The sequence below is a fragment of the Mesorhizobium sp. M1A.F.Ca.IN.022.07.1.1 genome (assembly GCF_003997575.1).
GTDB lineage: Bacteria > Pseudomonadota > Alphaproteobacteria > Rhizobiales > Rhizobiaceae > Mesorhizobium.
The window spans coordinates 1-4,303 of record NZ_RZST01000428.1; the positions used below are offsets into that span (position 1 = coordinate 1).

Consider the following 4,303-nt stretch of genomic DNA (forward strand, 5'->3'; position numbering starts at 1 on the left):
GGTCTCGCTCATCATCGGGCCCCAGCCGGCTTCATACCAGCCGACCGAGCCATCATCGAAAGTGACGTGCAGATGGCCATAGTTCTGCTTGTCGGCCTCGGCCCAGAGCTTGGCGCCGATGCCGTGCACGCGCACCGGCTTGGCGCCGGTCAGCTGGCACATGACGTCGACATAGTGCACGCCACAGTCGACGATCGGGATCAGCGAGTCGATCAGGTTCTTGTGCCAGTGCCAGGCGCTGCCGCTGCTCTGCTGGTTGAGGTTGAGGCGCATCACCAGGGGCTTGCCGAGCGTCTTGCCGACCTCGATGAATTTGATCCAGGACGGGTGGACGCGCAGGATGTAGCCCAGAACCAGCTTCCGGTTCTTGGCCCGCGCGGCGGCCACCACCTTCTCGGCGTCGGCGATGTTGGTGGCGAGGGGCTTTTCCATGAACACATGGCAGTTGGCGGCGATCGCCTTCAGCGCGTATTCGGCATGCGTGTTCGGCCAACTGTTGATCGAGACCGCGTCCGGCTTGGTCTCCTTCAGCGCCAAGTCGAAATCCTCATAGAGCGGATAGCCGGCGAGCTCCTTCGGGATCTTCTTGTTGCTCTTGATGGTGCGGCTCATGATGCCGACGATCTCGAAGCCGTCGGAGCGGTGATAGGCGCTCGCATGCGAAGCGCCCATATTGCCCAGACCAACCACCAGGATTTTTACTTTGTCGGCCATGTAAGCCTCCCCAATGCTCTTTGAACAGTAGCTCGGGCGGCATCAGGCGCCGCCCGATGGTCAATGCGCCCGCCTTACTTGACGGCGGAATCGAACAGGTGCGCCTTGATCTTCTCGACGTCGAGCGCGGCAAAGCCTTCCGACAGTTTCACGCCGTCGGCATCGGCCTTGACCTTCGCCTTGTCGAAGTCGTTGGCGGTCGGAATCAGGTCGTTGGTGCAGACGTCTTCGGCCTTCACCGGCGCGGTGATCTGGCCGATCTTCAGGATCTCGTCGAAAAAGCCCTGCCAGCTCGCCATGTCGTGCGAGCCCCAGCCACTGCGCTTGTCCATGTCACCGCGGAAGACGTTGATCTGCTGCAGGATCGAGGTGGTGCCGAGCTCAGGGCCAAGGTTCTTGGCCAAGGTCGGGAATTGCTCGAACACGGCTTCGACGGCCGCGCGCGGGTTCTGGTAGCCGAATTCGAGGCCCATCGCCCAGCCGCGCAGATATTTTTCGAGGAAGGCCTTCTTGTCGGGATCCTCGAGATCGGCGGCGCGCACGACGAAGGTGTTGGCCGGAAGCTTGGAATTCTGGACGCCGAGCCAATATTCGAAGTCGAGGTCCTTGGCGATCCATTCGGCGCGCAGACCTTCCCAGGAGAGTGCGGCATCGCCTTGGCCGCCGGCGAGCGCGGTGCCCCAGGTCGGCCACCCGGCCTCGACATATTTCACCTTCTTGATGTCGACACCCTGCGCGGCAAGCAGCGGATCGACGATCGCCTGCCAAGCGGCGGAGCCGAGCAGGATCGTCTTGCCTTCGAGGTCCTTCAGGTTCTTGGTGCCCTGGCCCTTGCGGAAGGCGATGCTGAAGGTGTCGCGCGCGCCCATGTGGAACACCGACTTCAGCTTCATGCCGTTCTGGATGGCAAAGGAGAAGACACCTGGCGAGGGGAAGCCCATGTCGGCCTGGCCGACATCGACGAACTTGACCGTCGCGGTGCCGTCCGACGGACCCGGCTGCATGTCGGTGGCGAGGTCGCCGAAATAGCCGGCCTTCTTGGCCGACCAGTAGGGATAGTCGTCCAGCACTTCGAGCGTGCCGCGCGGCGAGATCCAGGTGAATTTTTCATAAGCCGCCGCCCTGGCTTTCAGACCCGATGCGCCGAGCGCGGTGGCGGTCACCACGCCGGCGGCCGTCACTTGCAGGAAGTAGCGGCGGCTGATGCCCGCTCTTGTCGTTGTGAATAAGCTTTCGTTGGTCATGGCATTCCCCTTTTGTTGATTGCCCTTGTCGATCGCTTGCCCTTGCCTTCGCCCGTCCCCCGGGCGTCCGCGCTCATGCCTCCCAGCTCGCCCATTTCTTGCCGATCAGGAAGAAGAGCACGTAGATCAGGATGCCGAGCGTCGACAGGATCAGCACCACCGCGAAAAATTGCGGCATCTGGATCATCGACGAATACGAGGTAAGCCGGTTGCCGAGGCCGAAGCCGCCGCCGACCATCTCGGCACCTACCGCAGTGAGGAGCCCGAAGATCGCGCCGATCATCAGCCCGACCAGGATCATCGGCAGCGCCATCGGCGCGCGGATCTTCCAAAAGATCTGCAAGGTGCTCGCGCCATAGGAGCGAGCGAGCGCGATCTTGGCGCTGTCCACGCGCCGGAACCCGGTCGCGGCATTAATCATCACCATCGGTCCGGCGGCTAAAGCTACCGCGATAATGCGCGGCGTGTAGCCGAAGCCGAAGCGCAGGATGAGAAGCGGCACCAGCGCCAGCATCGGCGTGGTGACGAGGATCAAGATGTAAGGCGCGACGATCTTCTCGGCGAAGGGAAACTGCGTGATCACCGCCGCCATCACCAGCCCGACGACGGCGCCGATGGCAAAGCCGGAGAAGAGCTCGACCAGCGTGTAGCCGAGATGCGGCGCGATCAGCGGGAACTCGTCGAATAAAGCGTAAACGATCGCACTCGGCGGCGGCATGATGTATTGCGGCACGTGGAAGATGCGCAGCGCCAGCTCGATGCCGCCGATGATCACCACCGCGACGACGAGAATCGCGGCCACCTCGGCGCCGGACTTGATGCCTGGGCCGCCGGCGAAGGCGGAGAGGTTGGTGAGGCTGACATCCTGGCCGTCACCGGACTTGGCCTTGGAGAATTCCGGAATGGCGTCGCCCCCGCTCACGGCCTGATCCTCACGATTTCAGCGCTCTTGTGTTGCAGCTGCTCCTGCGCCTTCGGCCGGCGCTCGCCGACGATGTCCATCTTGATGCGGTTGGTGAGGTCGAAGACCTCCTTGGTGGCCATGATCTCCAGCGAGCGCGGGCGCGGGAACGGCACGTCGTAGACCTTGGCGACGCGTCCCGGCCGCGCGGTCAGCACCACGACCCGGTCGGAGAGGAAGATCGCTTCCTCGATGCTGTGGGTGATGAAAACGATGGTCGTCTTGGTATCGAGCCAGATCTCCTCGACGAGGCGGTTCATCTCCTCGCGGGTGAAGCTGTCCAACGCACCGAAGGGCTCATCCATCAAGAGCACGGAAGGCTTCAGCGCCAGCGCGCGGACGATCGCCGCGCGCTGCTGCATGCCGCCGGAAAGCTCGCGCGGGAACTTGCCGCCGAAGCCGTCGAGCCCGACGCGATGAAGCAGATGCGCGATCCAGGCGCGATCGGGCTTCTCGCCCTTGATCTCGAACGGGAAGTTTATGTTGGCGTCGAGATTGCGCCAGGGCAGAAGGTTCGCTTCCTGGAAGACGATACCGATCTCGGGACGCGGGCCGGTGACCTCCTTGCCGTCAAGCAGTATCGCGCCGCTGGTCAGACGATGCAGACCCGACATCGACCACAACAGCGTGGTCTTGCCGCAGCCGGAGGGGCCGACGATGGAGACGATCTCGTTGGCGTGCACGTCGAGGCTGCAGCGGTCTAGGGCGAGAAGATCGCCGGAGGCCGTGGTATAAACCTTGCTCGCTGCCTGCACGCCGAGCTTCGGCGTTCTTGCGCTGCCGGTATTCATGCTCCCCTCGGAGACTGCGTGATTGGGTTGCCGGAGCCCCCTCTGTCCGCGAAATCAGTCTGTAACTATCCTACTTTACTGTCAAGCGGTGGCAAAGATCTGGCGCCATCAGATTCAACTAAAGCTTATCTAAGCGTCTGATTTCGCCTGTGTTTAGACGCGCTTGCAGTGTGTGTTACTTTCCTACATACTCACTTCGGCTGATTGCCCATGGCCAGCCGGCGGATAATCGCAAATATGGTGGTCCAGAAACGGCAGAGAAGGACGGCCAATGACCGAAGCTGACAGCCAGGCGCTGCGGATTTCCGACGGGGATGACGGCCGGCATGATCATGTCAGGCGCTTCCCCGACATCATTTCGCAGGTGAAGGACAGCTACACGGACTTGCGGCCGGCGGAGCGTCGCGTCGCCGACGTCGTGCTCGACGACGTCAAATATGCCGTCGATGCATCGAATGCCGCGCTGGCGCAGCGCGCCCAGGTCAGCGAGCCGACGGTCACCCGTTTCTGCCGCGCCATCGGATGCGACGGCGTGCGCGACTTCAAGCTGAAGCTGGCGCAGAGCCTCGTCGTCGGCGCGCTCTATCTTAGCA

The 4,303-nt window shown here is 62.7% G+C and carries 4 protein-coding genes and 1 pseudogene; 1 reads left to right on the top strand and 4 read right to left on the bottom strand.

Annotated features, from left to right (window positions below; all coding sequences use genetic code 11):
* From EOA75_RS29610 to EOA75_RS29625, 4 genes are all read right to left on the bottom strand, one after another.
* Nucleotides 1-714 (bottom strand): Gfo/Idh/MocA family oxidoreductase (locus EOA75_RS29610; protein WP_164747650.1); only part of this gene is annotated, 714 nt, incomplete at its 3' end.
* Between the two features lie 74 nt (nucleotides 715-788).
* Nucleotides 789-1,958 carry an ABC transporter substrate-binding protein gene (locus EOA75_RS29615; protein ID WP_127325812.1) on the bottom strand — a complete coding sequence of 390 codons (1,170 nt, stop codon included), beginning with the start codon at nucleotides 1,956-1,958 and terminating at the stop codon, nucleotides 789-791.
* A 73-nt stretch (nucleotides 1,959-2,031) separates the two neighbouring features.
* Nucleotides 2,032-2,880, bottom strand: a complete 849-nt coding sequence (locus tag EOA75_RS29620) for an ABC transporter permease (protein ID WP_067318822.1) — start codon at nucleotides 2,878-2,880, stop codon at nucleotides 2,032-2,034.
* A complete protein-coding gene (locus EOA75_RS29625; RefSeq protein WP_067318820.1) occupies nucleotides 2,877-3,710 on the bottom strand; it encodes an ABC transporter ATP-binding protein in 834 nt (277 codons plus the stop codon). Before EOA75_RS29625 ends, EOA75_RS29620 begins: the two co-directional genes overlap by 4 nt.
* A gap of 271 nt (nucleotides 3,711-3,981) precedes the next feature.
* Here EOA75_RS29625 and EOA75_RS29630 point away from each other — a divergent pair.
* Nucleotides 3,982-4,303: pseudogene (locus tag EOA75_RS29630) on the top strand (RpiR family transcriptional regulator); the annotation flags it as partial.